General features: G+C 59.7%; 23 protein-coding genes. 14 read left to right on the top strand and 9 right to left on the bottom strand.

All coding sequences use genetic code 11. The features are described from left to right. Positions 1–244 precede the first annotated feature (244 nt). From trpE to ACTZWY_RS09680, 3 genes are all read right to left on the bottom strand, one after another. Positions 245–1,771: an anthranilate synthase component I gene (trpE, locus tag ACTZWY_RS09690; protein ID WP_444790501.1), complete on the bottom strand. Its 1,527-nt coding sequence runs from the start codon at positions 1,769–1,771 to the stop codon at positions 245–247. A 6-nt stretch (positions 1,772–1,777) separates the two neighbouring features. Beyond that, positions 1,778–3,640 (bottom strand): SurA N-terminal domain-containing protein, encoded by a 1,863-nt coding sequence (locus tag ACTZWY_RS09685; protein WP_444790500.1) that lies wholly within the window; start codon positions 3,638–3,640, stop codon positions 1,778–1,780. A gap of 139 nt (positions 3,641–3,779) precedes the next feature. After that, the gene (locus ACTZWY_RS09680; RefSeq protein WP_444790499.1) at positions 3,780–4,331 is read right to left on the bottom strand and encodes a MarR family winged helix-turn-helix transcriptional regulator; all 552 of its coding nucleotides are present in this window, start codon (positions 4,329–4,331) and stop codon (positions 3,780–3,782) included. 142 nt (positions 4,332–4,473) lie between these two features. Here ACTZWY_RS09680 and ACTZWY_RS09675 point away from each other — a divergent pair, with 142 nt between their 5' ends. Continuing rightward, complete coding sequence (locus ACTZWY_RS09675) at positions 4,474–5,334, top strand: RNA polymerase factor sigma-32 (RefSeq protein ID WP_444790498.1); 861 nt, start codon at positions 4,474–4,476, stop codon at positions 5,332–5,334. A 61-nt stretch (positions 5,335–5,395) separates the two neighbouring features. Continuing rightward, the gene (locus tag ACTZWY_RS09670) at positions 5,396–5,800 is read left to right on the top strand and encodes a VanZ family protein (RefSeq protein WP_444790497.1); all 405 of its coding nucleotides are present in this window, start codon (positions 5,396–5,398) and stop codon (positions 5,798–5,800) included. Here the strand turns inward: ACTZWY_RS09670 and ACTZWY_RS09665 are convergent. After that, complete coding sequence (locus tag ACTZWY_RS09665) at positions 5,759–6,715, bottom strand: DUF2125 domain-containing protein (RefSeq protein WP_444790496.1); 957 nt, start codon at positions 6,713–6,715, stop codon at positions 5,759–5,761. The genes ACTZWY_RS09670 and ACTZWY_RS09665 overlap by 42 nt on opposite strands. Before the next feature lie 66 nt (positions 6,716–6,781). Between ACTZWY_RS09665 and ACTZWY_RS09660 the strand changes: the two genes are divergently transcribed. Together ACTZWY_RS09660 and ACTZWY_RS09655 are read left to right on the top strand one after the other, a co-directional pair. Continuing rightward, positions 6,782–7,324: a gamma-glutamylcyclotransferase gene (locus tag ACTZWY_RS09660; RefSeq protein ID WP_444790495.1), complete on the top strand. Its 543-nt coding sequence runs from the start codon at positions 6,782–6,784 to the stop codon at positions 7,322–7,324. A gap of 83 nt (positions 7,325–7,407) precedes the next feature. Beyond that, complete coding sequence (locus tag ACTZWY_RS09655) at positions 7,408–7,653, top strand: YdcH family protein (RefSeq protein WP_444790494.1); 246 nt, start codon at positions 7,408–7,410, stop codon at positions 7,651–7,653. A gap of 206 nt (positions 7,654–7,859) precedes the next feature. Here ACTZWY_RS09655 and ACTZWY_RS09650 read toward each other — a convergent pair whose 3' ends face one another. The 4 genes from ACTZWY_RS09650 to ACTZWY_RS09635 form a co-directional block, all read right to left on the bottom strand. Beyond that, positions 7,860–8,705: a fumarylacetoacetate hydrolase family protein gene (locus ACTZWY_RS09650; protein WP_444790493.1), complete on the bottom strand. Its 846-nt coding sequence runs from the start codon at positions 8,703–8,705 to the stop codon at positions 7,860–7,862. Between the two features lie 90 nt (positions 8,706–8,795). Next, positions 8,796–9,257 (bottom strand): universal stress protein, encoded by a 462-nt coding sequence (locus tag ACTZWY_RS09645; protein ID WP_444790492.1) that lies wholly within the window; start codon positions 9,255–9,257, stop codon positions 8,796–8,798. Positions 9,258–9,355: 98 nt separating this feature from the next. Beyond that, positions 9,356–10,060 (bottom strand): response regulator transcription factor, encoded by a 705-nt coding sequence (locus ACTZWY_RS09640; protein WP_444790491.1) that lies wholly within the window; start codon positions 10,058–10,060, stop codon positions 9,356–9,358. Beyond that, the gene (locus ACTZWY_RS09635) at positions 10,057–11,952 is read right to left on the bottom strand and encodes a PAS-domain containing protein (RefSeq protein ID WP_444790502.1); all 1,896 of its coding nucleotides are present in this window, start codon (positions 11,950–11,952) and stop codon (positions 10,057–10,059) included. The genes ACTZWY_RS09640 and ACTZWY_RS09635 overlap by 4 nt, the downstream gene beginning before the upstream one ends. A gap of 271 nt (positions 11,953–12,223) precedes the next feature. Between ACTZWY_RS09635 and ACTZWY_RS09630 the strand changes: the two genes are divergently transcribed. From ACTZWY_RS09630 to pyrF, 9 genes are all read left to right on the top strand, one after another. After that, positions 12,224–14,206: an AMP-binding protein gene (locus tag ACTZWY_RS09630; protein WP_444790490.1), complete on the top strand. Its 1,983-nt coding sequence runs from the start codon at positions 12,224–12,226 to the stop codon at positions 14,204–14,206. 17 nt (positions 14,207–14,223) lie between these two features. Further along, positions 14,224–15,048, top strand: coding sequence for an ABC transporter ATP-binding protein (locus ACTZWY_RS09625; protein ID WP_444790489.1), 825 nt, complete (start codon positions 14,224–14,226; stop codon positions 15,046–15,048). A gap of 32 nt (positions 15,049–15,080) precedes the next feature. Continuing rightward, positions 15,081–16,067: a branched-chain amino acid ABC transporter permease gene (locus ACTZWY_RS09620; protein ID WP_444790488.1), complete on the top strand. Its 987-nt coding sequence runs from the start codon at positions 15,081–15,083 to the stop codon at positions 16,065–16,067. A 4-nt stretch (positions 16,068–16,071) separates the two neighbouring features. Then, positions 16,072–17,148, top strand: coding sequence for a branched-chain amino acid ABC transporter permease (locus ACTZWY_RS09615; protein ID WP_444790487.1), 1,077 nt, complete (start codon positions 16,072–16,074; stop codon positions 17,146–17,148). A gap of 50 nt (positions 17,149–17,198) precedes the next feature. Continuing rightward, entirely contained in the window at positions 17,199–18,491 is a 1,293-nt protein-coding gene (locus ACTZWY_RS09610) for an ABC transporter substrate-binding protein (protein ID WP_444790486.1), read from the top strand. 65 nt (positions 18,492–18,556) lie between these two features. Beyond that, a complete protein-coding gene (locus ACTZWY_RS09605; RefSeq protein ID WP_444790485.1) occupies positions 18,557–19,381 on the top strand; it encodes an ABC transporter ATP-binding protein in 825 nt (274 codons plus the stop codon). Positions 19,382–19,434: 53 nt separating this feature from the next. Beyond that, positions 19,435–20,652: a phenylacetate--CoA ligase family protein gene (locus ACTZWY_RS09600; protein ID WP_444790484.1), complete on the top strand. Its 1,218-nt coding sequence runs from the start codon at positions 19,435–19,437 to the stop codon at positions 20,650–20,652. Between the two features lie 36 nt (positions 20,653–20,688). Then, entirely contained in the window at positions 20,689–22,317 is a 1,629-nt protein-coding gene (locus ACTZWY_RS09595) for a peptidoglycan-binding domain-containing protein (protein WP_444790483.1), read from the top strand. Between the two features lie 205 nt (positions 22,318–22,522). Next, the gene (pyrF, locus tag ACTZWY_RS09590; RefSeq protein ID WP_444790482.1) at positions 22,523–23,227 is read left to right on the top strand and encodes an orotidine-5'-phosphate decarboxylase; all 705 of its coding nucleotides are present in this window, start codon (positions 22,523–22,525) and stop codon (positions 23,225–23,227) included. A gap of 28 nt (positions 23,228–23,255) precedes the next feature. Here pyrF and ACTZWY_RS09585 read toward each other — a convergent pair whose 3' ends face one another. After that, a complete protein-coding gene (locus tag ACTZWY_RS09585; RefSeq protein WP_444790481.1) occupies positions 23,256–24,077 on the bottom strand; it encodes an ABC transporter permease in 822 nt (273 codons plus the stop codon). 145 nt (positions 24,078–24,222) lie between these two features. On the opposite strand from ACTZWY_RS09585, the gene cysQ reads away from it, so the two are divergent. Further along, a complete protein-coding gene (gene cysQ / locus ACTZWY_RS09580) occupies positions 24,223–25,029 on the top strand; it encodes a 3'(2'),5'-bisphosphate nucleotidase CysQ (RefSeq protein ID WP_444790480.1) in 807 nt (268 codons plus the stop codon). Positions 25,030–25,180 lie beyond the last annotated feature (151 nt).

Below are 25,180 nucleotides of genomic sequence, written 5' to 3'. Positions count from 1 at the left end.
AAACCTGAATGCGGGGGGTGTCTTCGTGTGCGTCCATAAGGACACTCGATAACTTGAAAAGCGCAAACCAATCCAGACGGCCCTCGGCGAATACTTACCCTGAATTCAATCGCTTGGCGCGCCTTCAGGGCATCGGCAGGCCGCGGGACGGCCCGCCGATGGCGCGGCGGGCTGCGCCCTTGATTCCGCGCCTTGGGACATTCCCAATGTCCGCAAAAGGCCACAACGCAGCCGTAACTCCAGTTCAGCCATTCCCACCGGAAAACCGACCAGCATCTTCCGCTGCACGGCGCAAGGCGTTGGATTTGTTGACGGTTTCAAGATACTCGGATTCCGGGTCGCTGTCATAGACAACGCCGCCGCCTGCCTGAATATAAAGCGTCTGATCTTTCAGGACGGCTGTGCGCAAACAGATGCACATGTCCATTTCGCCGTTTGCCGCGAAATACCCTGCGCCACCACCATAGACACCGCGTTTTTCGGGTTCCAGCTCATCGATAATTTCCATCGCGCGGACCTTGGGCGCACCCGAGACTGTGCCCGCTGGCAACCCCGCCAGAAGGGCCGAAAGCGCGTCCTGCCCTTCGGCCAGTTCGCCCACCACGTTGGACACAATATGCATGACGTGGCTGTAGCGTTCGATGATGAATTCTTCTGTCGGGCGCACAGTGCCAATTTTCGCCACACGCCCCACATCGTTGCGCCCAAGGTCCAGCAACATCAGATGTTCGGCCAGTTCCTTCTGGTCGGCCAGAAGATCGGCCTCATAGGCGCGGTCCTGCTCCGGCGTTGTCCCGCGCGGGCGGGTTCCGGCGATGGGGCGTATGGTCACTTCGCCATCGCGCAGGCGCACCAGAATTTCTGGGCTGGCCCCGATAATCTGGAACCCCCCCGATTGCGCGGCAAAATCGAAATAGAACATGAAGGGCGACGGGTTCGTGCGCCGCAGCGAGCGATACAGCGCAAAGGGCGGCAGCGCGAATTTCTGCGACCACCGCTGCGAGGGGACGACCTGAAAGATGTCGCCCGCGCGGATATATTCCTTCGCGGCCCCGACTGCTGCCAGATAATCGGGTTTGGCAAAATTTGACACGGGCGCGCCAAGGGGGGTGGCCTGATGGCCCAGTTCGCGCGGGGCCTGCGCCACGCTGCGTTCAAGATCGCGCACGGCATCCATGACCCGTTCAGCGGCCTGCGCATAGGCCGCGCGCGCCGACAGCCCGGACCCGGCCCATGCGGGCGAAACCACAGTCACTTCGCCCTTCACCCCGTCCAGCACGGCCACCACTGACGGGCGCAGCATGATGGAATCGGGCACGCCAATTGGGTCCGGGTTGATATTGGGCAAATCCTCAACCAGGCGGATCATGTCATAGCCCAGATACCCGAACAACCCTGCAGACGCCGCCGGCAGATCGTCGGGCATGTCGATCCGGCTTTCGGCCAGCACTGCGCGCAATGTGTCCAGCGGATGACCTTGCATGTCTTGCCAACTGTCGGGGTCAAAGCGCGCATCGCGGTTGATGCGGCTTCGGGTGCCGTGACATTCCCAGATCAGGTCTGGTTTCAGCCCGATGATGGAATAGCGCCCGCGCACTTCGCCACCCGTGACCGATTCAAGAATGAAACTGTCGCGGCTGGCACCGGCAAGTTTCATATACAATGAAACCGGCGTATCCAGATCAGCGGCAAGGCGGGTATAGACAAGCTGGTTTTCACCGCGTGCCCAGCCCGCCTCGAAGCGTTGGTATTCAGGGGTAAGGGTGGCCATGGGCGTTCAGAAATTCGCGTGCACAGCATCAATCACTTGTTGATTGAACTGGATGGGTTGGGATTGGCGCAAGGCCGATGAAAAATAGGTGAACAGGTCTTGGGCGACGCTTTGCGCCAGCTGTTGCGACAGCGCATCGCGCAAGCGCGCAACATCGTCCATCATCAGGTCAGGGTCAGATACCGCATGAAGCGCGATGACGAAAACGCGGTCCGCACCTGCGACACTTCGCACATCGCCCGTTTCCATATCGAAGGCTGTTCCGACAAGGTCGCGCGGCAGGTCAGGCAACACATCGCTCCGGCGCATTCCTTCAAAACGATCAGGCGTCAGGTCCAGCGTCGCAAAATCCGCGCCATCTTCAAGCGCCTGCACGATGCCATCTGCCTGAAGCTGCAGGTTTTCAACGATTTGCGCGCGCCGCCAGTCGCCTGTTACCTGTGTGCGAATATCATCCAGCGGGCGGGCAAGGGGGGGCAGGTCCTCAATCAGTTCAAGGGTGAACAGGCCGCCATCATCCAGAATCTGGATTTCGGGAAAATCGCCTGCCTCGACGTTGCGCGCGGCTGAACGGAACGCTTCATAGGCGGCAATGCCAGCGGTTTCGCCTGTGCGCCAGTCCAGTTCACCGACGCGCATGTCGGTTTCGCTGGCCAGTTCTTCCACTGTGGCGCCCCCTGCAAGCAGGTCTTCGAACAGGTCCAGATCATCTGACAGGATGCGCCGCGCGCGGTCCGCGACCAGTTCTTCGCGCAATTGCGGGGCCGCGTCTTCGAACGGGGTTTCGCGCGCGGCCAATATGGCGTTCATCTGGAACACTGCCGGCCCAAGGGATGTTTCCACAGGCCCCGCGAATCCGGGTTCTGTCAGCGCAAATACAGCGTCAGCGGCAGTGCCAAGCTGGGCGCGCGTCACATCGCCCATATCGGTGTCTTCAATGCTCAGGCCGCGTTCTGCTGCAAGGTCCACAAAGCTGATGTCACCGGCAGTCAGGCGGGCCATGGCGTCTTCGGCCTGCTGCATATCAGCAAAGACCAGCCGTTCAACAAGGCGGCGTTCGGGTTGGCGGAATTCCTGCGCGCGTGCCTCATAGGCGTCGCGCAAGATAGCTTCGTCAATTTCAACTGTGTCGATCAGCATGTCGGGCGTCAGCCACGCATAGCGGATGCGCTTGCCTTCCGGCAGGGTGTAGTCATCAATATTAGCGTCATAGAACGCCTGCAATTCTGCGTCATCTGGCATGCCCACCGGGGTTTCAAGATCATCAGCCCCAAGGCTCAGGATGGAATAATCGCGGGTCTGGGCCTGATGGTTCAGCAAGGGCGTTACCAGCATGTCAGGGGCGCGCGCAGCACTGATGACAGCCAACTGCAAAATGCTGCGGCTGACATCCTCGCGGATTGAGTCCTCGAACTCGGATTCGTTCAAGCCCGCATTTTGCAGCGCAAAGCGATAGGCTTCGCGGTCAAACTGCCCGCCAAGGCCCTGAAACGCACTGACTTGCAGGATTTCGCGCTGCACGGTTTCATCCCCTGCCGAGACCCCAAGACGTTGCGCTTCATTGTTCAGCGCGGCAGTGGTGACAAGCTGTTCGCGCACCATCTGGTCCAGCCCGAACAGACGCGCCTGTTCCATGGTGATGGATTGTCCCGTCTGGCTTTGCAGGACGCGCAGTTCATTTTGCAGGGCGCGCGCATATTCATTGGTGGAAATGTCACGCCCGCCCACGCTGCCGATGCTGCGCGCACTGCCGCCGAACCCTTCGACACCGAAGCCAAGCAGGCTAAGCGCCAAAAGCCCCATCAGGAAGCCTGCGGCTATATTCTTGGCCGAAAATTTCTGGCCGGATTTGGGTTTGGGCTTCGACATGCGATAACTCTTTCCACGTTTCCCATAGGGTTGGCGCCCTGTGTAAGGAAAGCCGTCAGAAGGGGCAAGTGTTCAGATCAGCAGACCATAGCCCTGCACGCGCACAGGCAGAAATAATGCCGATCCTGCGCGCGGACGATCAGCCTGCGCGGTCTGTTGGCTGGAAATCAATGCAGAAGGCGCCCATTTCAGGTTTGGTCAACATGCTTTCGGTGCAGTGGCAATACGCGGTGTCGGTCCCTTCCTTGCAATGGCTGCAATCTGCGCATGTGCCAAATGTCGGAACCTGCCGCATTCTGGCAAGGTCCGTGGTCGCGCGCTGCAGGGCAACAGACAGGGTCTGGCGCAAATCCGCGGGCAATGCGGCCAGCACGCGGCGCAAGTCGCCCAGCGGGTCATGGCACAGCATGTCATGGCCGGCCTGTGTGACCTCTATCAAGGTTGACCGCGCATCTGACGCGTTGCTTTGGCGCTGCAGCAGGCCAAGGCTGACAAGGGATTTGACCGTTTGCGACGCGGTGCCGCGCGTGGTTGCGTGGAATTCCGAAAATGCGGACGGCGTGCGCGAAAAACGGTTGGCGCGCGCGAAAAACCGCAGTGCCGTCCATTGCGCCGCCGTCAGTTCGGTGCGTCCGGTATTTTGCGCCAGTCGTGCAAGATGCACAATCAGATCGGCCATATCCTGGGTCATGTTGGTGCCATTGCCCCGTTTGCGAATGCACAGTGATACGCAGCAGGTAATCCGCAGTCGGGCCATTGACAAGCCCGCGCGGAAACTGATAGCGATACGCTATAGTTTCGAGTCGATACATACCGGCGAACAAGAGGACGCCATGGAACAACGAGACCCCAGAACAAGCCAGTTTATCCGCAACGCCATGAAGCGCGAAATGCTGGCCCCGCAGACCGAACACGACCTTGCCATCGCCTGGCGCGACCAGCGCGACGAGGCCGCCTTGCACCGCCTGATCAACGCCTATAGCCGTCTGGCCGTGTCAGTTGCGACACGGTTTCGCCGCTACGGCATGCCGCTGGATGACCTGATTCAACAGGGAAATCTGGGCCTGATGCGCGCTGCGGAAAAATATGACCCTGAAAACGGCGCAAGGTTTTCGACTTATGCGGCGTGGTGGATCCGCGCATCCATGCAGGAATATGTCATGCGCAACTGGTCGGTGGTGCGCACCGCCACCAATGCATCGCAGAAAAAGCTGTTCTTCCATCTGCGCAAAACCTTGTCCAAGCTTGATGATGGCGAAACCCGCAACGAGGCGCTGTCAAAATCGGTCGCGCGTGAACTGGACGTCCCCGAAGCGCAGGTTGAAATCATGCTGGGGCGGATGTCCGGGCAGGATCTGTCGCTGAATTCCCCCCAAAGCAGCGGCGAAGATGACGGGCGCGACTGGCTGGACACAATCGAGGATGACAGCCCCGCCACCGAAGATTTTGTGCTGGAGGATATGGAAACGCGGCGCAGGCGGCGGATGTTGTATTCCGCAGTCGATGACCTGCCCGCGCGTGAAAAGCGCATCATCACTGAACGCCACTTGCTGGACGTGCCCCGCACCCTTGCCGAAATTGGCGTGGATCTGGGTATCTCGAAAGAGCGTGTTCGCCAGCTGGAAGAACGGGCAATGGGCAGAATCACCGCACAGTTGCGTCAAGACCCCCCCCGAGAGCGGCTGCGGGCTTGATCCTGCGGGGCGTTTCTGTCACGGACGGCAGCATTTGCCACGGACCGGGACGCCGCAACACATGTTCAAACCACCTGTTATTTCAGCGCGCCAGCGCCGTATCGCGCTGGTCATCTCGGGTTTGTTGCTGCTTGTCGTGACTGTGGTTTTGTTGATGCCCGTGCCCGAAAACGAAGGGCGCTTTCCCGAACATGTGGACAAGCTGGTGCATTTCGGGGTGTTTTTCGCGGTGGCCTGTCCCGCCTATGTGGCGCGTATGCGATTCTGGCCCGTTATACTGGTGGGGCTTGTGGCCTATGGCGGGGCGGTCGAACTGATCCAGCCGCATTTCGGGCGTTCGGCTGAAGTAGCGGATTTTATTGCCAACAGTCTGGGCGTGGTGGCGGCCCTGCCTTGCGCAATCTGGTTTCGCTATCGCAAACACTCAAAGGCGCGGCAGCTGGCCCAGAACAAGCGGTCCAAGTGACATGACGGACTGGCGCACCTGCACTGGCACCTGAAGCTGGCCTGTTTCCCGATCACTCATCGCGGTCAACATCATATGGGCCATTTGCACGGCGTCGCTGTCAATGAGGCCGCCTGCAACCAGCAACGCAAGCCCCTGATCCCAGTTGGTGATATGCAGGTCCAACTGCCCCGATAATGTGCCATCAAGGTCAGGCTGCAAGCGCCCCGTCACCTGAAGGCCAATTTCCCCCCAGATGATTTCCGCGTCGGTCACGTTGATGTCCTGCACCGCCGGAAGCGGTCTGTTCACCTGCAAGGGGGCGTCAAATTCCAGTGTTGCCATGATACGACTGCGCGCCAGAAGCGGCGGTAGCGTGTCGGTGTCCCCCAGCGCCGCGCGCACTGCCGGATCGGGGCGCAGGCCCGGCAGGTCCAGCGCCAGCTGATATTGCGCATCGCTGATATGGGTCAGGCCGGCGCGCAGGGAATCGGCCCTGTGCACTTGCATGTCCTGCGTAAATTCGGGCGCGTCAAACACCAGATTGGCGCGGTCCAGCGCCCCGCCGCGCATGGGGGCTGCAACAAGGCTGGCGCGTGCATCAGGGCTGCGCACAACCCAGTCCTTGCGCAACAAGGTGACATTCTGTTGCGCGGGAAACACGGCAATCACATGATGGGGCTGGTAGCTGAGGGCGTGAATGTTCAAAACATCGCCCTGCCATGTCACTGTGGTGTTGGGCAGGTGCAGGCGGGGGGCGTTCAGCGTCACATCAAACCTGTGGGGGAACCCGCCCAATGTGTAATCGGCAACATTTATGGCCTGACCATGTGCCAGTGTCGCGGTGATCTGTGCATCCAGACTGCGCGCCGCAATATGCCAGTATGCGCCATACCCCAGCGCCGCCAACACCACAGTTGCCAATAAAACGCGCATCACTTGCCCCTTTTCAATATCGCACAAAACATGTTTACACCGTGCCCATGGAAAAGGACCAGTCACATGCGGCGGCATAGTTCACTTTGGGTATTCGGGTATGGGTCGCTGATATGGGATCCGGGCTTTGCGTGGTCCAGTCGGCATATTGCGCGGCTGGACGGGTATACGCGGTCGTTTTGCATGCGCTCGATCCATCATCGCGGCACCATTGCACAACCGGGGTTGGTTCTGGCGCTGGACAGGGGGGCGGGCCATTGCGAGGGGATCGCCTTTGAAATTCCCGCGCGTATTGCCGAGGAAACGCTGGAATACCTGCGCGCGCGCGAACTGGTTTCAGCCGCCTATCTTGAACGCCGCGAAACGCTGTCTTTGCGCGACGGGCGGCAACTGGACGCTGTGACATATGTTATTGACCGCGACCACGAACAGTATTGTGGCGGGCTGGAACTGGAAGAACAGGCGCGCATCATTGCGCGCGCAGGGGGCGGGCGCGGGCCGAACAGCGAATATTTGATCAATACTGCCGCCCACTTGGGCGAATTGGGATTGCGCGATGCACAACTGGACTGGCTGGCACAACGTGTGCGCGAAATAATGGCAGGTTAGCTCAATTCATTTGCGACAGATCAATGTTTTCGATCGCTGTTTGAATTATTGTTGACTGGACGATAAAAAAACAGGAGTCGTACATGTCGCACACCCCCCATGAACTGGCCGAAGAATTTCCCGGTTCCGTAGATTTGATTCACCGCCTGAAGCTGGAAGATGCGCATTTCCTGAAGCTTTCGGAGCAGTATCATGAGATAAACCGCGCCATTCATCGCGCAGAGACATTGGTGGAACCTGTCTCAGAGGATCATGAGGTGGAATTGCGGCGCAAGCGTCTGGCCCTGAAAGACGAAATTGCGCGCCTGCTCAAAGATGCGGTCACATAACGGCCATAACGCACGCCCCCTGTAGAGCATGTCGCGCAAAAGTGGGGACCGGTTTTGCGCAAAAAGACATGCGACACCATAAAGTAAGAGTGGGTCGCGTGAATGCGAATGAACGCGACACGCTCCAGGAACCTTGGGCGCGGCCGCTGCGTGATGCTGTCAACATGTGTCGCGGGGATGAAAATTCCCGCGACACAGCGCGCCGTTCAGCTGGCAGCTATGACATGGGCGTTTTGGGTTCCAAGCCCCTCGACACTTAGCGACACAACATCGCCCGGTTGCAGGAATTGCGGGGGCGACATGCCCGCCGCCACGCCCGACGGGGTGCCCGTAGCGATCACGTCACCCGGCACCAGTTCCATGAAATGGGACATATAGGAAATGATCTGCGCGACCGTGAAAATCATATCTGCGGTGGTCGAATCCTGTCGTGTTTGCCCGTTGACTGACAGCTGCAATCGCAACCCCTGTGGGTCGGGCACCTGATCCGCTGTCACAATCCACGGGCCGATCTTGCCAAAACCGGGCGCGGATTTTCCCTTGATCCATTGCCCGCCACGATTTTTCTGAAAATCGCGCTCGGACACGTCATTGACCGCGCAATAGCCTGCAACATAGCCTAATGCGTCGGCTTCATCGACATACAGCGCCCGTTTCCCGATTACGATGCCCAGCTCCACTTCCCAATCGGTCCGCGTGGCCCCTTTGGGAATGATGATGGGATCGTGCGGACCAGCAAGCGAGGATGTGGCTTTGGAAAACACCAGCGGTTCCTTGGGTTTTTCCGCGCCGGTTTCAGCGGCATGCGCGGCATAGTTCAACCCGATGCAATAGAAATTGGGCACATGCGCAAGTGGCGCGCCAAGGCGGGTGCCCTGGTCCACAAGCGGCAGGGTCCGGGGGTCAATTTGTGCCAGTCTGGCCAGCGCGTCCAGCGCCACAGTGTCGCCGCCGAAATCATCGGTCACCCCTGACAGGTCCCGCAGATTGCCCTGTTCATCCAGACATCCCGGTTTTTCCTGCCCTTTCGGGCCGAAGCGCAGTAATTTCATGGTGGCATTCCCTGTGTTTTGTGCGATCTGGCATCAGACCTAGCCGCATTTGGTCACATGTGCAAAGGGGGGGCATGAACGGGACATGCGCTATCCCGTGGCGATGGCTTCCAGCTTGTCGCGGTCAAGTTCGCCGGGGACAATTGTGATGGGCACTGGCAGCGTGCCGGAATTGCGCACCAGCTGCGTGACGATGGGACCGGGGCTGTTGCCTTCGGTTCCCGCCCCCAGAACCAGAAACCCGATATCGGGGTCATCATGTATCTGGGCCAGCACTTCTTCCACAGCGTCGCCTTCGCGGATGACAAGTTCGGGGTGCAACCCTTGCCGGTCGCGCATCCATTTGGCGAACACTTCGAAATGCGCCTCGATCCGCTCTCGGGTTTCGGCGCGCATGACATCGGCAACACCGATCCAGCCCTGAAATTCTTCAGGGCTGATGATGGACAGTATCTGCACCTCGGCGCCGGTTTTGGCGGCGCGCAGCGCGGCAAAGCGGATGGCGTTCAGGCATTCGCGGCTGTCATCCAGAATGACAAGAAATTTGCGCATCGTCCCCCCTTTGTGCTGAAGTCAGATCTGCCATATCTTGAACGATGCAGGCTGCGCTGTAAACACAAAGCAACCTGTGCCAGCGCCGCCCCGGTGTTTCATCCCCAGCTGACATCGCCAAGAAAGATGTAGCCTGCCCCGTAGATGGTTTTGATAAGGCGCGGGTTGCGCGGGTCTTCGCACAGTTTGGTGCGCAGCCGTGAAATGCGCACATCCATGGCGCGGTCAAAGCTTTCACCAGCGCCCCCGCCCAGAGTGTCCAGCATCTGGGCGCGTGAAATCAGGCGTTTGGGGCTTTCCAGAAACAGGCGCAACACTTCCCCCTCGGCATGGCTGAACGGGGTTTCCTGACCCTGTTCATCAATCAGCACATAGCGGTCAAACTGCGCAACCCACCCGTTGAAATGCGCGGTTTTCGGACTGCTGGCCCCCGGACCCGCAGGTTTGCGCAAACGCGCGCGGATACGCGCCACAACTTCGGCGGGGTCAAAGGGTTTGATGATGTAGTCATCCGCCCCCAGTTCCAGCCCGGTAACGCGGTCCTGCACCTGTGCGCGCCCCGATATGATGATGATCGTCGCCCCCGATTCCAGCGCAAGCCGGTGCACCAGTGCCAGCCCGTCGCGGTCTGGCAGGCCCAGATCCACCAGACACACATCCGGGGTGATCTTGCGCAGCGCCGCTTCAAATTCGGTCGCGCGCGCATAACAGGAGGTCGCAAACCCCGCATCCTGCAAGGTCTGCGACAGAATTTGCCGGATTTCGGGTTCATCATCCAGAATGGCAATATGGGCGGCGGTCATGAAATCCCTTCCAGTGTGAAGCGCAGGTCTTGGGGGCGGAACGGTTTTGTCAGGACATGAAATTCCGCCGCCGCTTCGCGGTGCAAATGGTCATGGGCGGGCAGCGCTGTCATCAGGCACAGCCGCATGCGCCCGCGTGCGCGCAGGGCGCGCGCAAGGTCCAGACCCGACAATGTGCCGGGCAGGTTGATGTCAGACAGCATCATGTCCAGATCCGGCAGATCAGCCAGCGCCAGCGCTTCATCCGCAGTGGTTGCTTCAATCACGCTATGGCCCATGTCACACAGCATTTCGCGCACGGATTCACGAATGCTTTGGGTGTCTTCCACCAGCAACACAAGCCCGGCGCTGGTGCGCGCGCGGCCGCGCGGCACGGGTTTGAACGGCAGGCGTAATGTGACCTGCGCCCCCCCGCCGGGGCGGTTTGCCAGCCGCACAGTGCCCCCCGACAGGGTGATCTGGTCATAGACCATGGCAAGCCCCAACCCCGACCCGTCCGCCCCTTTTGTGGTGAAGAACGGATCAAGGGCCTTGTGCAGCGCTTCGTCGCTGAACCCTTTGCCCGTGTCGGTCAGGGTCAGTTCCAGCCATGTGCTGGCCACGCTGGTGACCGTCAGCGTGACCTGTCCGCCCATGCCCGCCATGGCATCGCGGGCATTCAGAATAAGGTTCAGCAAACTGTCCTGCAAAACCCCCTGATCCAGCATCAGATGCGGCAGGTCAGGGGCAACCTGCATCTCAAGGTGCATGTTGTCGGGCAGGGCAGGGCCTGCCATCAGCGACAGGTCATGCAACAGCGCGCACAGATCTGTCGGGCGCAGCTGCAATTCCCTGTGGCCTGAAATGGACGCAAGCCGGTCCAGCAACACGCCGCCGCGGCGTGCGGCTGCAATGGTGGATTGTGCCAGTTGCGCCACTTGCGCAGGCAGGGCGCCTGCGCGCAGCAACTGCCCCTGCAGCCCCAGAATGATGGTCAGCAGGTTGCCGAAATCATGCACCATGCCAGATGACAGCTGCGCGGCCAGTTCGCGCTTGCGCGTCTGGGCCAGGGCGGCGCGGGCCTGTGTTTCCTCGGTCACGTCCATGGACATGATGTAAATACCGTTGATCGGCCCGCAGCCCACGCGGTCAGGTGTCAGCGCCAGCCGAATACGCCGCCCGCTGTCGTCATGGGTGAATTCATGCACCGCGTTTTCCCCGCCCAGTGCCCGTTCCAGAAGCGGTAGTATTTTTTGATACATGCTGCCCAGAACTGCCTTAGCGGGGTGGCCCACAACATTGCGCGGCAATCCCGGAAAGATGGACGACAGGCGCCGGTTGGAAAACGTATAGCGCAGATCGCAATCCATATGCGCGATATGGGCGGGCATCATTTCGGTGGTCAGTCGGGTGCGGGCCTCCATTTCCGTCAATTCGCGCTTGGCCTGTTCAAGGGCCGCGTTGCTTGCGGCAAGCGCGCGGTTGGTGGCGGCCAGCCGTTCGGCATGGGCCAGCAACTCGTCCGACAATTCTTCTGACCGCGCGCGCAGCAACCCTTCTTGCAGCTTCACTTCGGTAATGTCGGTATAGACAGTCACCCAGCCGCCCTGTGGCAGCGGCGCACCTTCGACGCTGATCCAGCGGCCATTGGCGCGCAGGCGTTCCATGTAATGGGGGACAAAGGCGCGCGCAGCCTCCACGCGGGTGCGCACCGCCTGTTCGTCGTCGTCAACCGGGCCATATTCGCCGCGCGACACCAGATAGCGGATTGTATCTTCAAACGCGACGCCGGGCTGCACCAGATGTTCGGGCAGTTCGAACATTTCCTGATAGCGCTGGTTGCTGACCGACAGCCGCAGGTTGCTGTCAAAAATTGACAGCGCCTGCTGGATCATGTTCAACCCCGCCGCCATCAGGTTGATGCGGGTGTTTTCTGTCAATGCCACGCCTGCGCCCCCCCTGTTCCGGTCAAACGCCCGTCCTTGTCTGAACCCTAGACTGTCGCTGTGCCGTTCGGAAGCCCAGAACATCGCGCGTTACAATTCGTAAGGTTTGGGTAAAACTGCCGCAAGAATCGCACGACCACATAACCACACACGTTCGGGATGCGCGCGCGCATGTGCAGCAAGGCAGCAGCGGAGGGCTGGCTTGCCTGCAGTGACCGACACAATGAGGAGGATGTCTGTGACCACTACAGCAGCACCCAACGCAGCGTTGGACGGGCTTTGTTCCATCCCTGCACTTTTGGCACGCAATGCAACACAATACGGCCGCCAGACAGCTTATCGCGAAAAGGAATTCGGCATCTGGCAATCATGGACATGGGCGCAGACCCATGACCATGTGCGCGCCATGGCGCTGGGGTTTGTGGCGCTGGGCATGAAACAGGGCGATTATGTTGCCATCATTGGCCGCAACCGCCCGGCGCTGTATTGGTCCATGGTCGCGGCGCAATCGGTTGGGGCCATTCCCGTGCCGCTGTATCAGGACGCGGTTGCCGAAGAAATGGCCTATGTGCTGGACCATTGCGGCGCGCGTTTTGTCATTTGCGGTGATCAGGAACAGGTCGACAAGGTGCTGGAAGTTCAGGAAACGGTGCATTGCATCGATGAAATCCTGTATCTGGACAAGCGCGGCATGCGCAAATACGACCACAGCCATATGAACTGGCTGGACGATGTCATGCGCGAAGGGCGCGCGGCGCAAACCCGGCTGGAACCGGAACTGAACGCGCGTATCGCGGCACTGGGCTGGGACAGCACCTGTGTGATGCTGTATACATCGGGCACCACCGGCAAGCCCAAGGGCGTGGTGCTCAGCAATCGCAACATCATCATCACCTCGAAGAACAGTTCGGAATTCGACAATCTGCGCCCCGGCGATGAAATTCTGGCCTATCTGCCCATGGCATGGGTGGGGGATTTCATTTTTGCCATCGGGCAGGCCTATTGGACGGGATTTTGCGTCAACTGCCCTGAATCCGCGCAAACCATGATGACGGATTTGCGCGAGATCGGACCAACCTATTATTTCGCCCCGCCGCGCATTTTTGAAACCATGCTGACCACAGTAATGATCCGCATGGAAGATGCATCGCCCATCAAGCGGCGGTTGTTCCACCATTTCATGGAGTTTGCACGCGACACTGGCCCGAAGCTGCTGGACCGCAAGCCTGTGGGGGCAATGCAGCGGCTGAAATACGCGCTGGGCACTCTGTTGGTGTATGGCCCGTTGAAAGACACGCTTGGCCTGCGGCGTATCCGGGTGGCCTATACCGCGGGCGAGGCTATCGGGCCGGAGATTTTTGATTTCTACCGCGCGCTCGGCATCAACCTGAAGCAGCTTTATGGCCAGACCGAAGCCAGCGTGTTCATTACCCAGCAGCCTGACGGGCAAGTGCGGTCCGACACAGTGGGTGTCCCCTCACCGGGCGTAGAGGTGCGCATTGCCGAGAATGGCGAGGTATTCTACCGCTCCCCGGGCACGTTTGAAAGCTATTACAAGAACGCTGAAAGCACGGCCTCGACCAAAGACGCAGAAGGGTGGGTGGCCACGGGGGATGCGGGGTTCTTCGAGGAAGGCACCGGCCATCTGCGCATCATCGACCGCGCCAAGGATGTGGGGAAAATGGCCGATGGCGGCATGTTCGCGCCCAAATATGTGGAAAACAAGCTGAAATTCTTTCCCAACATTCTGGAAACGGTGGTTTTCGGAAACGGGCGCGACCGCTGCGTGGCCTTCGTGAATATTGACCTGAGTGCTGTGGGCAGTTGGGCGGAACGCAACAATATTGCCTATTCCAGCTATCAGGAACTGGCCGGGCTGAAGTCCGTGCTGGACGCAATTCAGGGACATGTCGAACAGGTCAACGAAAGTGTTGCACAGGACAGGTTCCTGTCGGGTTGCCAGATTCACCGCTTTCTGGTGCTGCACAAGGAACTTGACGCAGATGACGGCGAAATGACCCGCACGCGCAAAGTGCGCCGCCGCATCGTTGAGGAGAAATACGCCGATCTGATCGACGCCCTCTATGCGGGCAAGGGCAGCATCTACACCGAAACCGAAGTCACCTATGAAGACGGGCGCAAGGGCGTTTTGAAAGCGACGCTGGAAATCCGCGATGCAAAAGTGTTTGGCACAATCGCCCGACAGGTGGCCGCAGAATGAACGGGCAGGGGGGAGAGATGCTCGATACAAATTCCGATGAGGGGTATACCACTTCAGACGGGCGCAAGATCGGGGGCGTTGCCATGGAAATGCGCAACATCACCCTGCGATTTGGCGGGGTTGTGGCCATCAAGGACATCAGTTTTGATATTCGCTGGGGGGAAATCCGCGCCATCATCGGACCCAATGGCGCAGGCAAATCGTCCATGCTGAATGTGATTTCAGGGTTTTATCATCCGCAAGAAGGCGAGGTGATCTATAAAGGATACAAGCGCCCGCGCATGCGCCCCTATCAGGTGGCGCAACAAGGGATCGCGCGCACCTTCCAGAACATCGCGCTTTTTGAAGGGATGAGCGTTCTGGACAATATCATGACCGGGCGGTTGCACCACATGAAAGCCAATATGCTGCAGCAGGCCATCTGGTGGGGCCGCGCCGCGCGCGAAGAAGCCCAGAACCGCGCGCAGGTCGAAAAGATCATCGATTTTCTTGAAATCCAGCATATCCGCAAAACGCCGGTGGCACGCTTGCCCTACGGGCTGAAGAAGCGTGTGGAACTGGCGCGCGCATTGGCCGCCGAACCCAGCATCCTGCTGCTGGACGAACCCATGGCGGGCATGAATGTCGAAGAAAAGGAGGACATGTGCCGCTTCATTCTGGATGTGAATGACGAGTTCGGCACCACCACAGTGTTGATCGAACATGACATGGGCGTGGTGATGGACTTGTCCGACCGCGTGGTGGTCATGGATTACGGCAAGAAAATCGGGGACGGCACCCCTGAGGAGGTGCGCAACAATCAAGAAGTGATCAACGCCTATCTTGGGGTTGCCCATGACTGAGCAGGCGACAGACCTCGGGGGAGGGGGCAGACATGTCTGATACGTTACTTTTTGCGCTGGAAGCGTCCCTTAACGGGCTGACTGCCGGTGTGATGTATGCGCTGGTGGCGCTGGGCTTCGTGCTGATCTTCAAGGCCAGCGGCATTTTCAACTTCGCCCAAGGGGTGATGGCGCTGTTTGCAGCGCTGACGCTGGTGGGGTTCCAGTCGGGGCAAATTCCGTTCTCGCATCTGATCAATGCCATGTTTGGCACGCGGCTTCATCATTTCGGGTGGAACATGCCCACCCTGCTGGCCATTCCGGCCACAGTGCTGGTGATGATCGCGCTGGCCATTCTGGTGGAACGGTTCATCCTGAAACACCTTGTCAATCAGGAACCGATCATTCTGTTCATGGCAACCATTGGCCTTGCATATTTTCTGGAAGGGGTCGGGGACATCATGTGGGGCGCCGAGGTCAAGGCGCTGGATGTGGGCCTGCCCAAGGGTATGTCTTCGGCGGTGGATGAAGCAACCTTCGCCTGGTTCGGTTACGGCTTCTATATTGACCGGTTGGAAGTCTGGGCTGCGGGAATTGCTGCGGTGCTGGTGGCCGTGCTGACAGTGTTTTCGCAATACACCAAACAGGGCCGCGCGCTGCGCGCCGTGGCCGACGACCATCAGGCGGCGCTGTCGGTGGGAATTTCACTGCGCTTCATCTGGGTTCTTACATGGTCCATCGCGGGAATTGTCGCGTTGGTTGCGGGCATCATGTGGGGGTCGAAATCAGGGGTGCAGTTTTCCCTGTCGCTGATCGCGCTGAAGGCGCTGCCCGTGCTTATTCTGGGGGGGTTCACATCCATCCCCGGCGCGATTGTGGGCGGGCTGATCATCGGGGTCGGGGAAAAGCTGTTCGACTTCTTCATGAACCCCATCATCGGCGGCGCGACCGAGAACTGGTTTGCCTACATGCTGGCGCTGGTGTTCCTGCTGTTCAGGCCACAGGGCCTGTTTGGCGAACGTATTATCGAAAGGGTTTAGGGATATGCTTTACCGTGAAGCGGGCGATTACAAGACAAGCTATGTCGCTGACAGCCAGACCTTTCCGATAAAGTTCGATCGTTACGGCTATTACATCCTGCTGGGCTTCGCCTTTCTGGTCATGCCGCTGATCATCAATGATTACTGGGCCAATTCAATTGTCGTGCCCTTCCTGATCTATGCGATTGCGGCATTGGGGCTGAATATCCTGATTGGCTATTGCGGGCAGTTGTCGTTGGGCACAGGGGGGTTCATGGCGGTGGGGGCCTATGCCAGCTACAAGATGATGACAGCATTTCCCGACCTGAACATCATTTTCGTCATTATCCTTGCGGGCATCGTGACCGCCGGTGTGGGCGTGTTGTTTGGCCTGCCCAGTTTGCGCATCAAGGGGTTTTATCTGGCCGTGGCCACATTGGCCGCGCAGTTCTTCCTGATCTGGCTGTTCACGCGCACGGCATGGTTTTACAACTATTCGCCCACTGGCATGATTTCGGCGCCGACGCGCGAACTCTTTGGGGTGCCGGTCACCGGGCCGCGCGCATCAGCGGTATCGATGTATATGATCTGTCTGTGCTTTCTGGTGGCAAGCGCCTGGCTTGCGCGCAACCTGACACGCGGCAGCATCGGGCGCAAATGGATGGCCATTCGGGATATGGACATTGCCGCAGAAATCATCGGGGTGAACCCGCTGATTGCCAAGCTGACGGCTTTTGCTGTGTCCAGCTTTCTTGTGGGCATATCCGGTGCGTTGCTGTTCGCCGTCTATCTGGGCGCGGCCGAGGCCGGCGAGGCGTTCGGCATCGACAAGTCGTTCCTTGTTCTGTTCATGGTCATCATTGGCGGGCTTGGATCGATATTCGGGGCGTTTGCGGGGGCGGCGTTTCTGATCGTGGGGCCGGTTTTGCTGAAGCTGTTGCTGGTCAACACATTGGGCTGGCCCACTGATCTGGCCGCGCATCTGGAAATCATGATTGTGGGGGCGCTGATCCTGGCCTTCCTGATCGTGGAACCGCACGGAATCGCGGCATTGTGGCGCACGATAAAAGAGAAATTGCGCCTGTGGCCGTTCCCTTACTGACACCGGGGGCAGGCCAAACTGAACTGTCATCCATATGGGAGGAGAACCGAATGAAGATGACCAAACTGGCCGCAACACTTGCGGCAACCATGATAGCAGCAGGGCCAACCCTTGCAGATACCCTGCATTTTCCGTCCCTCAGCTACCGGACAGGGCCGTTTGCGGCAGGGGGCATTCCCTTTGCGGACGGGTATTCCGATTACCTGACGCTGATCAATGAACGTGATGGTGGCATCGGGGGGGTGCCCATTCGCCAGACCGAATGCGAAACTGCCTATAACACCGAACGCGGGGTTGAATGCTACCAGTCCATCCGCGATGACAACCCGCTGGTGTTGCAGCCCCTGTCAACTGGCATCACATATCAGTTGATCCCGCGCACCATGGAAGATGGAATTCCCATGCATACCATGGGGTATGGTCGCACATCGGCCGTGAATGGCGAGGTGTTCAACTGGACCTTCAACTACCCGGCCAATTACTGGGACGGGGCCAGCGTGATCATCAACTACTTGCTGGACGAAAATGACGGCAGCCTTGAGGGCAAGAAAATCGCGCTTTTGTATCACAATTCGGCCTATGGGCGCGAACCCATCCCCACATTGACACGGCTTGGCGAAAGCCACGGATATGAGCTGGTGACCATCGGTGTGGACAGCCCCGGTCAGGAACAGGGCAGCCAGTGGTTGCAGATCCGGCGTGAACGGCCTGACTATGTGGTGATGTGGGGTTGGGGCGTGATGAACCCGACTGCCATTCAGGAAGCTGCCAATATTCGCTTCCCGATGGAAAATTTCATCGGCGTGTGGTGGTCAGGCTCGCAGCAGGACGTGCGGCCCGTGGGCGCGGGCGCGCATGGCTACAAGGCGCTGGCGATGCACGGCACAGGCACAGATTACCCGATCTATGCTGACATGCAGCAATATGTCATCGACACCGGCAAATATGCGGGCACCGGCGACGAGGTGGGCACAGTGCTGTATTCGCGCGGGATGTATGCGGCCATGCTGGCGGTCGAGGCCGCGAAGAAAGCGCAGGAAATCCACGGTGTGGCCGCCATTACCCCGGCAATGATGCGCGATGGTATGGCCAATCTGGAAATCACCGAAGAACTGATGGCCGAACTGGGCCTGCCGAATTTCGGCCCTGCCTTCTCGGTGGCGTGTGAAAACCATGGTGGTTCTGGCGCAGCGATGATCCAGCAATGGGACGCAGAAGCCGGTGAATGGAACCTGATCACCGACTGGATTTCGCCTGATCGTGACTTGATCATGGAAATGGCCATGGATGACAGCCTTGCTTACGCGGCTGAAAACGACATCACCCCGGCCTGTCTGAACTGATGACCCCAAAGGTTCCGGGCCTTGCCCGGGACCTTGCCCCACCTTGAACGCGAAGGCCCCATGCCATGCTTGATGCAAGCCCCACGCAGACCACCCTTCTGGAAGTCAACAATATCGAAGTGCTGTATAACCACGTCATCCTTGCGCTGAAGGGTGTCAGCCTTGATGTGCCCAAGGGCGGTATCACGGCCATTCTGGGCGGCAATGGCGCGGGAAAATCGACCACATTGAAGGCGATTTCAAACCTGATCCATTCCGAACGCGGCGAAGTCACCAAAGGCAGCATCCTGTATGAGGGGCGCAATGTCGTGGGGCTGGACCCCGCGGAACTGGTGAAATCCGGTGTCGTGCAGGTCATGGAAGGTCGCCATTGTTTCGAACATCTGACAGTGGAAGAAAACCTGCTGACCGGCGCCTATACCCGCACCGACGGGCGCGGGGCGGTGGCTGCGGAACTGGACCTTGTATATGAATATTTCCCCCGTCTGAAGGAACGCCGCAAAAGTCAGGCGGGCTACACCTCAGGCGGGGAACAGCAGATGACGGCCATCGGGCGCGCGCTGATGTCGCGCCCATCCATGATTTTGCTGGATGAACCGTCCATGGGCCTTGCCCCGCAACTGGTCGAACAGATTTTCGAGATTGTTGCCCGCCTGAACCGCGAACAGGGCGTTACCTTCCTGCTGGCCGAGCAGAACACCAATGTTGCGCTGCGTTACGCGACAACCGGGTTCATCATGGAAAACGGGCGTATCGTGATGGAAGGCAAGGCGCAGGATCTGCGCGAAAACCCCGATGTGAAGGAATTTTATCTGGGAATGTCCGACAAGGGCCGCAAAAGTTTCCGTGATGTGCGCAGCTACCGCCGCCGCAAACGCTGGTTGGCCTGATGCCGGCCCTTCAGTCAGTCCCCCCGCCGCCCAGCCCCCCAAAAGGCACCGCCATGACCCCGTTTGACCCTTTGGAAACCCGATCACAGGATGCGCGTTGCGCCGATCATGCCCTTGCCCTGCCAAGGGTGGTTGCGGCAGCGCTGCAGGCGCCCGCACTTGCGGCCCATCTGGGCCAGCAGGATGCAGCCACGATCATGGATCGCGCGGCGCTTGCGCGGTTGCCGGTGCTGCGCAAATCCGACCTGTCAGGGGCGCAGGCGGCGCATCCCCCCTTTGGCGGGTTGTCCGCACGGCCATTGGCGGAATTCGACCATGTGTTTCAATCCCCCGGCCCGATCTATGAACCGGGGCGTGTCGCGCCGGATTGGTGGCGCTTGGGGCGGTTTTTGCACGCCAGCGGCATTGGGCGCGGGGATGTGGTGCAGAATTGTTTTTCCTATCATCTGGTGCCCGCGGGCATGATGTTTGAAAATGCCGCGCGCGCTGTGGGCGCCACTGTGTTGCCCGCAGGCACCGGCCAGACCGAATTGCAGGTGATCGCCGCGCGCGATATTGGCAGCACGGCCTATGCGGGAACACCCGATTTCCTGAAGATCATTCTGGAAAAGGCCGATGAAATGGGCGTCGCGCTGCAGATTACCAAGGCCGTTGTGGGCGGGGGCGCGCTGTTCCCGTCCTTGCGTGATTTCTATGCCATGCGCGGCATTACCTGCCGCCAGTGCTATGCAACCGCCGATCTGGGCAATGTGGCCTATGAAACCGATGCCATGGACGGCATGGTGGTGGATGAAGGCGTGATTGTCGAAATCGTGCGTCCCGGCACAGGCGAGCCGGTCCCCGAAGGCGAGGTGGGCGAAGTTGTTGTCACCACACTGAACACCGATTATCCGTTGATCCGCTTTGCCACCGGGGATCTTAGCGCCGTTTTACCCGGCACAAGCGCGTGCGGGCGCACCAATATGCGCATCAAGGGCTGGATGGGGCGCGCCGACCAGACGACGAAAATCAAGGGAATGTTCGTGCGCCCCGAACAGGTGGCCGCCCTTGTCGCCCATCATGAGGAAATTCACCGCGCCCGCGTGATTGCCACGCGCGACGGTGAAAAGGACGTGATGACTGTGCGAATTGAAACCCGCGCCTCAAATCCGGCATTGTATGAAGCCAGTGTGCTGTCTACCCTGAAACTCAGGGGCGAGGTCGAGTTGGTGCCGCCGGGGTCACTGCCCAATGACGGGCTGGTGATCGAGGATTTGCGCCGCTACGACTAAGCTGCCCCTGATTCGTGTCAACAGCGGGGTGTCATCATGCGCTTTGGGTTTGTGGTTCTATGCGTTTTGCTGGCGATCAAGCCTGTCCATGCGGGCGGGCTGGCCTTGGTCATTGGCAATGACAGCTATGATCATGCTGCCCGTTTGCGCGGCGCGGAACAGGTGCTTGAGCTGACCGCAGCGTTGGAAACCGCAGGGTTCCAGGTTGTGTCAGGGCGCAACCTGACCACCGAAGAAATGCGCGCACAATTGGCGGGCATGCATGCGCAATTGCACCGCGCGGGCGCAGAGCGGGTGATCGTCGTGCTTGCGGGGCATTTTGCGCAGTCGCGTGCGGGGGCGTGGTTTCTGGGGGTCGATGCTGACGCGCCGGGCCTTGCGCTGGCCGACGGGGCGGGCCTGCGGCTGGACACTATTTTTGAAATAGCAAGCGCGGCCAGTGATGGTGCCCAAATCTGGCTTGGCGGGGCGGATTTGTCGCGCGGCAGCTATGGGGACGGGCTGGATGGGGGGCTTCCGCCGCGCCTGTTGGTGCCGCAAGGGGTGGGCGTTGTGCGCGGACCTGTGCCTCAGGTTGTGCAGGGCACACGCGCCATATTGCGCCCCGGTGCTGTCTTGTCAGATGTGGTGGACCAGACGCGCGGCCTGTCGGGCGAAGGCACGATTTCACCCCTTGTTCCCTTTTTGCCCGCCGGTTTTGCGCCGCTGGCGCGCGCTGACCGTCAGGCCTGGGCACAGGCGCAGCAAAGCGACACAGAAGATGCCTATCGCGCGTATCTGGACCGTTTCCCGAATGGTCTGAATGCGCAGGCCGCACGCGCCGCGCTGGAACGTTTGCGCAATTCCCCCGAACGTGTGGAGCAGGCACTGGCCCTGACGCGCGAGGAGCGCCGCGCCATCCAGCGCGATCTGACAACGATGGGGTTCAACACACGCGGGGTTGACGGCATATTCGGGCCGGGCACGCGCGCGGCCATTCGCGGCTGGCAAAGTGGCAATGATCTGGCCGAAACGGGGTTTCTGACGCGCGGCCAGGTGATGCAGCTTGCCGAAGATGCCGCCCGCCGCACCGCCGCCCGCGAGGCCGAGGAACGCGCGCGCCGCGAAGCCGCTGAGCGCGCCGATCGCGCATTCTGGGATGCAACGGGCGCGGGCGCTGATGAAGCCGGGCTGCGCAGCTATCTGGAACGCTACCCGCAAGGCATATTTGCCGGTCTGGCGCGCGACCGGCTGGCGCAGATGGAAACCACGCAGCGCCAGCGGCGTGACCGCGCAGCGTGGGAACAGGCGCGCGGGCGCGACAGCGTGGACGCCTATGAACGCTATCTGGTGGCATGGCCCGAGGGCGATTACGCCACAGAAGCGATTGCCCGCATCGACATGCTGGACCCGCCCGCGACCGACAGCCCCGACACGCAGGCCGATGCGGATGCCCGCGCCGCCGAATCCGCGCTTGGCCTGACCGGGCCGACACGCGTTCTGATCGAACAGCGGCTGGCGCGGATGGGGTTTGAACCGGGCGCGACGGACGGGACCTTTGACAGGCAATCGCGTCAGGCAATTGCGCGCGCGCAGGCGCATTTTGACCTGAACCCCACCGGATACGTCACCCAAGACCTGATTACACGCATGCTCAGCGATACATTGCGCAGCTTGTTTGATTAGAGCGTGTCGCGTTCATTCGCATTCACGCGGCCCACCGTAACATTTTGTTGTCGCATGTCTTTTTGCGCAGAACCGGTTGCTACTTATGCGCGACATGCGCAATGCACCCGCCGCGCGCCGCAGGCTTTCACGTTGCGCCATCTTGTCAGGGCGGGCGCAATCCGCTAGGGCCGGTCAACCCCAACCCCGGAAAGGATGCCGCGCCATGACCATGACCAGCGATGACCGCCTTATAGTTGCCCTTGACCTGCCCAATGCCCTTGCCGGACTGGAACTGGCGCGGCAGCTTGGCGATAGCGTAAGCTTCTACAAGATCGGGCTGGGCATGCTGACGGGCGGCGGGCTGGCGCTGGCCAATGAGTTGAAACAGGAACATGGCAAACGCATTTTTCTGGACATGAAGTTCTTTGACATTGGCGCGACTGTGACAGCGGCGGTGCGGGGGATTGCGCAATATGATCTGGATTTTCTGACGGTGCATGGCGATCCGCATGTGGTGCGCGCTGCGAAAGAAGGTGCAGGCGGGTCCGGGCTGAAAATTCTGGCTGTCACGGTGCTGACATCGCTGGATCGGGGCGATCTGGACGCGGCCATGATCCGGCCCGGCGACGTGACTGAAATTACGCTGGAACGCGCCGCGCGCGCCCTGGCGGCGGGGGCTGATGGTGTGATTGCCAGCCCGCAAGAAGCGGCTGCCATCCGCGCACTGCCAGAAGCTGCGGGAAAACTGATTGTCACGCCCGGCGTGCGACCCGCAGGCGCTGATCTGGGCGACCAGAAACGCGTGGCCACGCCCGCGCGCGCCCTTCAGGCAGGGGCTGATCATATTGTCGTCGGGCGGCCCGTCTGGCAGGCCACTGACCCTGCAAGTGCCGTTCGGTCCATCTTGCGCGACATCACTGCGCCGTAGCCGTCCATGCTTGTGGCGCTGGTCTGCGTCAGTGTTTTGCAGACCAGCTCATGGACACGCGCGACCGGGTGTAGAATTCGCCCATAAGCCCCAGAACAAGTGCGCAGCCGCCAAACACCAGCGGGTAGTACACCCATGTATGCATGGGGTTGTAGTTGATGAACGCATAGCCGCGCGCCTGATCGATGGCATGAAACAGCGGGTTCCACATGAAATAGGGCAGCACGGATTCAGGCAGCGTATTGGCCAGAAAGAACTTGCCCGACGCCACCATGTTTAGCCGCGTGTAAAACATGGTTATCAGCTTGCTGGCACTGGGCGCCCATGGCTTGATGGCATACATCACAATGCCGATGGCCAGCCCAGCGAACCACACGCTCAGAAAGACCGCAAAGGTCTGGATGGGTTGGTAAATGGTTAGCGGCGTCCATAAGGCGTGATACAAAAACAACAAGACAACGACTGTAACAACCTGAATATACAATTCCCCCAATGCGGCGCCACCAATGGCAACAATGGGGTTCATGGGGCGGTGTTTCATCATCGCAGATGCAGGGCCTTCGGCCCCGGCAACGGCACCGATGACCTTGACATGGGCCATGAACATGAACACCCCGGTCATAAGATACAGCAAGATATCCCCGCGCACCGCCCCCGCGCGCATTCCTGCAAACAGGAATATCACCATGAACACGGCAACAAGGATCAGCGTTTGCGTAATGTTCAGCAAAAGCCCGATGATTGCATTGCCATGGCTTTTGCGCACATTGCGCACCCCTTGATTGAAAATCAGGGTCAGTGTTGTGAAGAACTGCGCCCAAATCGAGCTGCGCCCGGGGGAAGAATACATTTTCCAAGCTCTTTGTTCAGGTGTGGGTTGCGTCGCCACGTCCGTCAGGTCAAACCCATGCATAACCCGAAACACCGATTTGGGCAATCGGCCTTGAACCGGGGCCAGATCATTGAATACGCGACGACCACAAAAGGATAGCATTATGGCATCTGTTGATTTCCAGAAGATCGAAACCGAATTCCGCACGCTTGCTTTGCAGGCCGGCAAGGTCATCATGGCCATTTACGACCGCCCCGATTTCGAGATTCGCACCAAATCCGATGACAGCCCGGTCACCGAAGCCGATGAGGCCGCCGATGCGGTCATTTCCGCAGGGCTGGCGCGCGCTTTTCCCGGCGTGGCCGTCGTGACGGAAGAACAGGCAAACAGCCATGGTGTCAGCGCGGAGCGGTTCATTATCGTGGACCCGCTGGACGGGACCAAGGAATTCATCAACCGGCGTGGGGATTTTACTGTCAACATCGCCTATGTCGAAAACGGTGTGCCGTTGCGCGGGGTAGTCTATGCCCCGGCCAAGGGGCGCATGTTCTATACCCGCGCCGACGGGCGCAGCGTAGAGGAGGCCGGACCCTTTCACGACACGGCACAAGGAAGTTTGCGTGACTTGCAGCTGCGCAAGGCCGATATGGGCGCGTTGCTGGTGGTCGCGTCGAAATCCCACCGGGATCAGGCGACAAATGATTACATCGACCAATACAATGTCGCGGATCTGTGCAGCGCCGGGTCATCGCTGAAATTCTGTCTTGTCGCCTCGGGGGAGGCGGATTTCTACCCCCGACTGGGGCGGACAATGGAATGGGACACGGCCGCGGGGGATGCGGTCTTGCGCGGGGCTGGCGGGCGTGTGGTGACTTTTTCCGACCACACGGTTCTTGCCTATGGCAAAGCGGGATATGAAAACCCTTTCTTCATTGCGGCCAGTCCAACAGTTGAGCTGTTGCCGGCATAGCGTCAATGCCTGTTCGCCAAGGCAGGCAGGGCCGGTCAAACGGCCCTGCTGCGGGAAAAAAGCCAATTGCCATGCACTGTCCCTGATTTGACCCAAAACCTGCCGCATTTTCATTGTTAACCATTCGTTAACCTTCACAGGCACAACAGGA

The sequence above is a fragment of the Roseinatronobacter sp. NSM genome (assembly GCF_052379845.1).
Classification (GTDB): domain Bacteria; phylum Pseudomonadota; class Alphaproteobacteria; order Rhodobacterales; family Rhodobacteraceae; genus Roseinatronobacter.
Note: the sequence above shows the minus strand (reverse complement) of the source record. Positions and strands in the feature narration are given on the sequence as shown.

Excerpts from the sequence above, each read along its gene's own strand:
- ACTZWY_RS09645 (WP_444790492.1), bottom strand. The coding sequence starts at position 9,257 with ATGCGCAAATTTCTTGTCATTCTGGATGACAGCCGCGAATGCCTGAAC.
- cysQ (WP_444790480.1), top strand. The coding sequence starts at position 24,223 with ATGGCATCTGTTGATTTCCAGAAGATCGAAACCGAATTCCGCACGCTT.
- ACTZWY_RS09635 (WP_444790502.1), bottom strand. The coding sequence starts at position 11,952 with ATGGCGGCGGGGTTGAACATGATCCAGCAGGCGCTGTCAATTTTTGAC.
- pyrF (WP_444790482.1), top strand. The coding sequence starts at position 22,523 with ATGACCATGACCAGCGATGACCGCCTTATAGTTGCCCTTGACCTGCCC.
- ACTZWY_RS09680 (WP_444790499.1), bottom strand. The coding sequence starts at position 4,331 with ATGACCCAGGATATGGCCGATCTGATTGTGCATCTTGCACGACTGGCG.
- ACTZWY_RS09615 (WP_444790487.1), top strand. The coding sequence starts at position 16,072 with ATGCTTTACCGTGAAGCGGGCGATTACAAGACAAGCTATGTCGCTGAC.
- ACTZWY_RS09585 (WP_444790481.1), bottom strand. The coding sequence starts at position 24,077 with ATGTATTCTTCCCCCGGGCGCAGCTCGATTTGGGCGCAGTTCTTCACA.
- ACTZWY_RS09675 (WP_444790498.1), top strand. The coding sequence starts at position 4,474 with ATGGAACAACGAGACCCCAGAACAAGCCAGTTTATCCGCAACGCCATG.
- trpE (WP_444790501.1), bottom strand. The coding sequence starts at position 1,771 with ATGGCCACCCTTACCCCTGAATACCAACGCTTCGAGGCGGGCTGGGCA.
- ACTZWY_RS09685 (WP_444790500.1), bottom strand. The coding sequence starts at position 3,640 with ATGTCGAAGCCCAAACCCAAATCCGGCCAGAAATTTTCGGCCAAGAAT.
- ACTZWY_RS09595 (WP_444790483.1), top strand. The coding sequence starts at position 20,689 with ATGCGCTTTGGGTTTGTGGTTCTATGCGTTTTGCTGGCGATCAAGCCT.
- ACTZWY_RS09620 (WP_444790488.1), top strand. The coding sequence starts at position 15,081 with ATGTCTGATACGTTACTTTTTGCGCTGGAAGCGTCCCTTAACGGGCTG.
- ACTZWY_RS09665 (WP_444790496.1), bottom strand. The coding sequence starts at position 6,715 with ATGCGCGTTTTATTGGCAACTGTGGTGTTGGCGGCGCTGGGGTATGGC.
- ACTZWY_RS09605 (WP_444790485.1), top strand. The coding sequence starts at position 18,557 with ATGCTTGATGCAAGCCCCACGCAGACCACCCTTCTGGAAGTCAACAAT.
- ACTZWY_RS09660 (WP_444790495.1), top strand. The coding sequence starts at position 6,782 with ATGCGGCGGCATAGTTCACTTTGGGTATTCGGGTATGGGTCGCTGATA.
- ACTZWY_RS09640 (WP_444790491.1), bottom strand. The coding sequence starts at position 10,060 with ATGACCGCCGCCCATATTGCCATTCTGGATGATGAACCCGAAATCCGG.
- ACTZWY_RS09610 (WP_444790486.1), top strand. The coding sequence starts at position 17,199 with ATGAAGATGACCAAACTGGCCGCAACACTTGCGGCAACCATGATAGCA.
- ACTZWY_RS09670 (WP_444790497.1), top strand. The coding sequence starts at position 5,396 with ATGTTCAAACCACCTGTTATTTCAGCGCGCCAGCGCCGTATCGCGCTG.
- ACTZWY_RS09625 (WP_444790489.1), top strand. The coding sequence starts at position 14,224 with ATGCTCGATACAAATTCCGATGAGGGGTATACCACTTCAGACGGGCGC.
- ACTZWY_RS09650 (WP_444790493.1), bottom strand. The coding sequence starts at position 8,705 with ATGAAATTACTGCGCTTCGGCCCGAAAGGGCAGGAAAAACCGGGATGT.
- ACTZWY_RS09655 (WP_444790494.1), top strand. The coding sequence starts at position 7,408 with ATGTCGCACACCCCCCATGAACTGGCCGAAGAATTTCCCGGTTCCGTA.
- ACTZWY_RS09600 (WP_444790484.1), top strand. The coding sequence starts at position 19,435 with ATGACCCCGTTTGACCCTTTGGAAACCCGATCACAGGATGCGCGTTGC.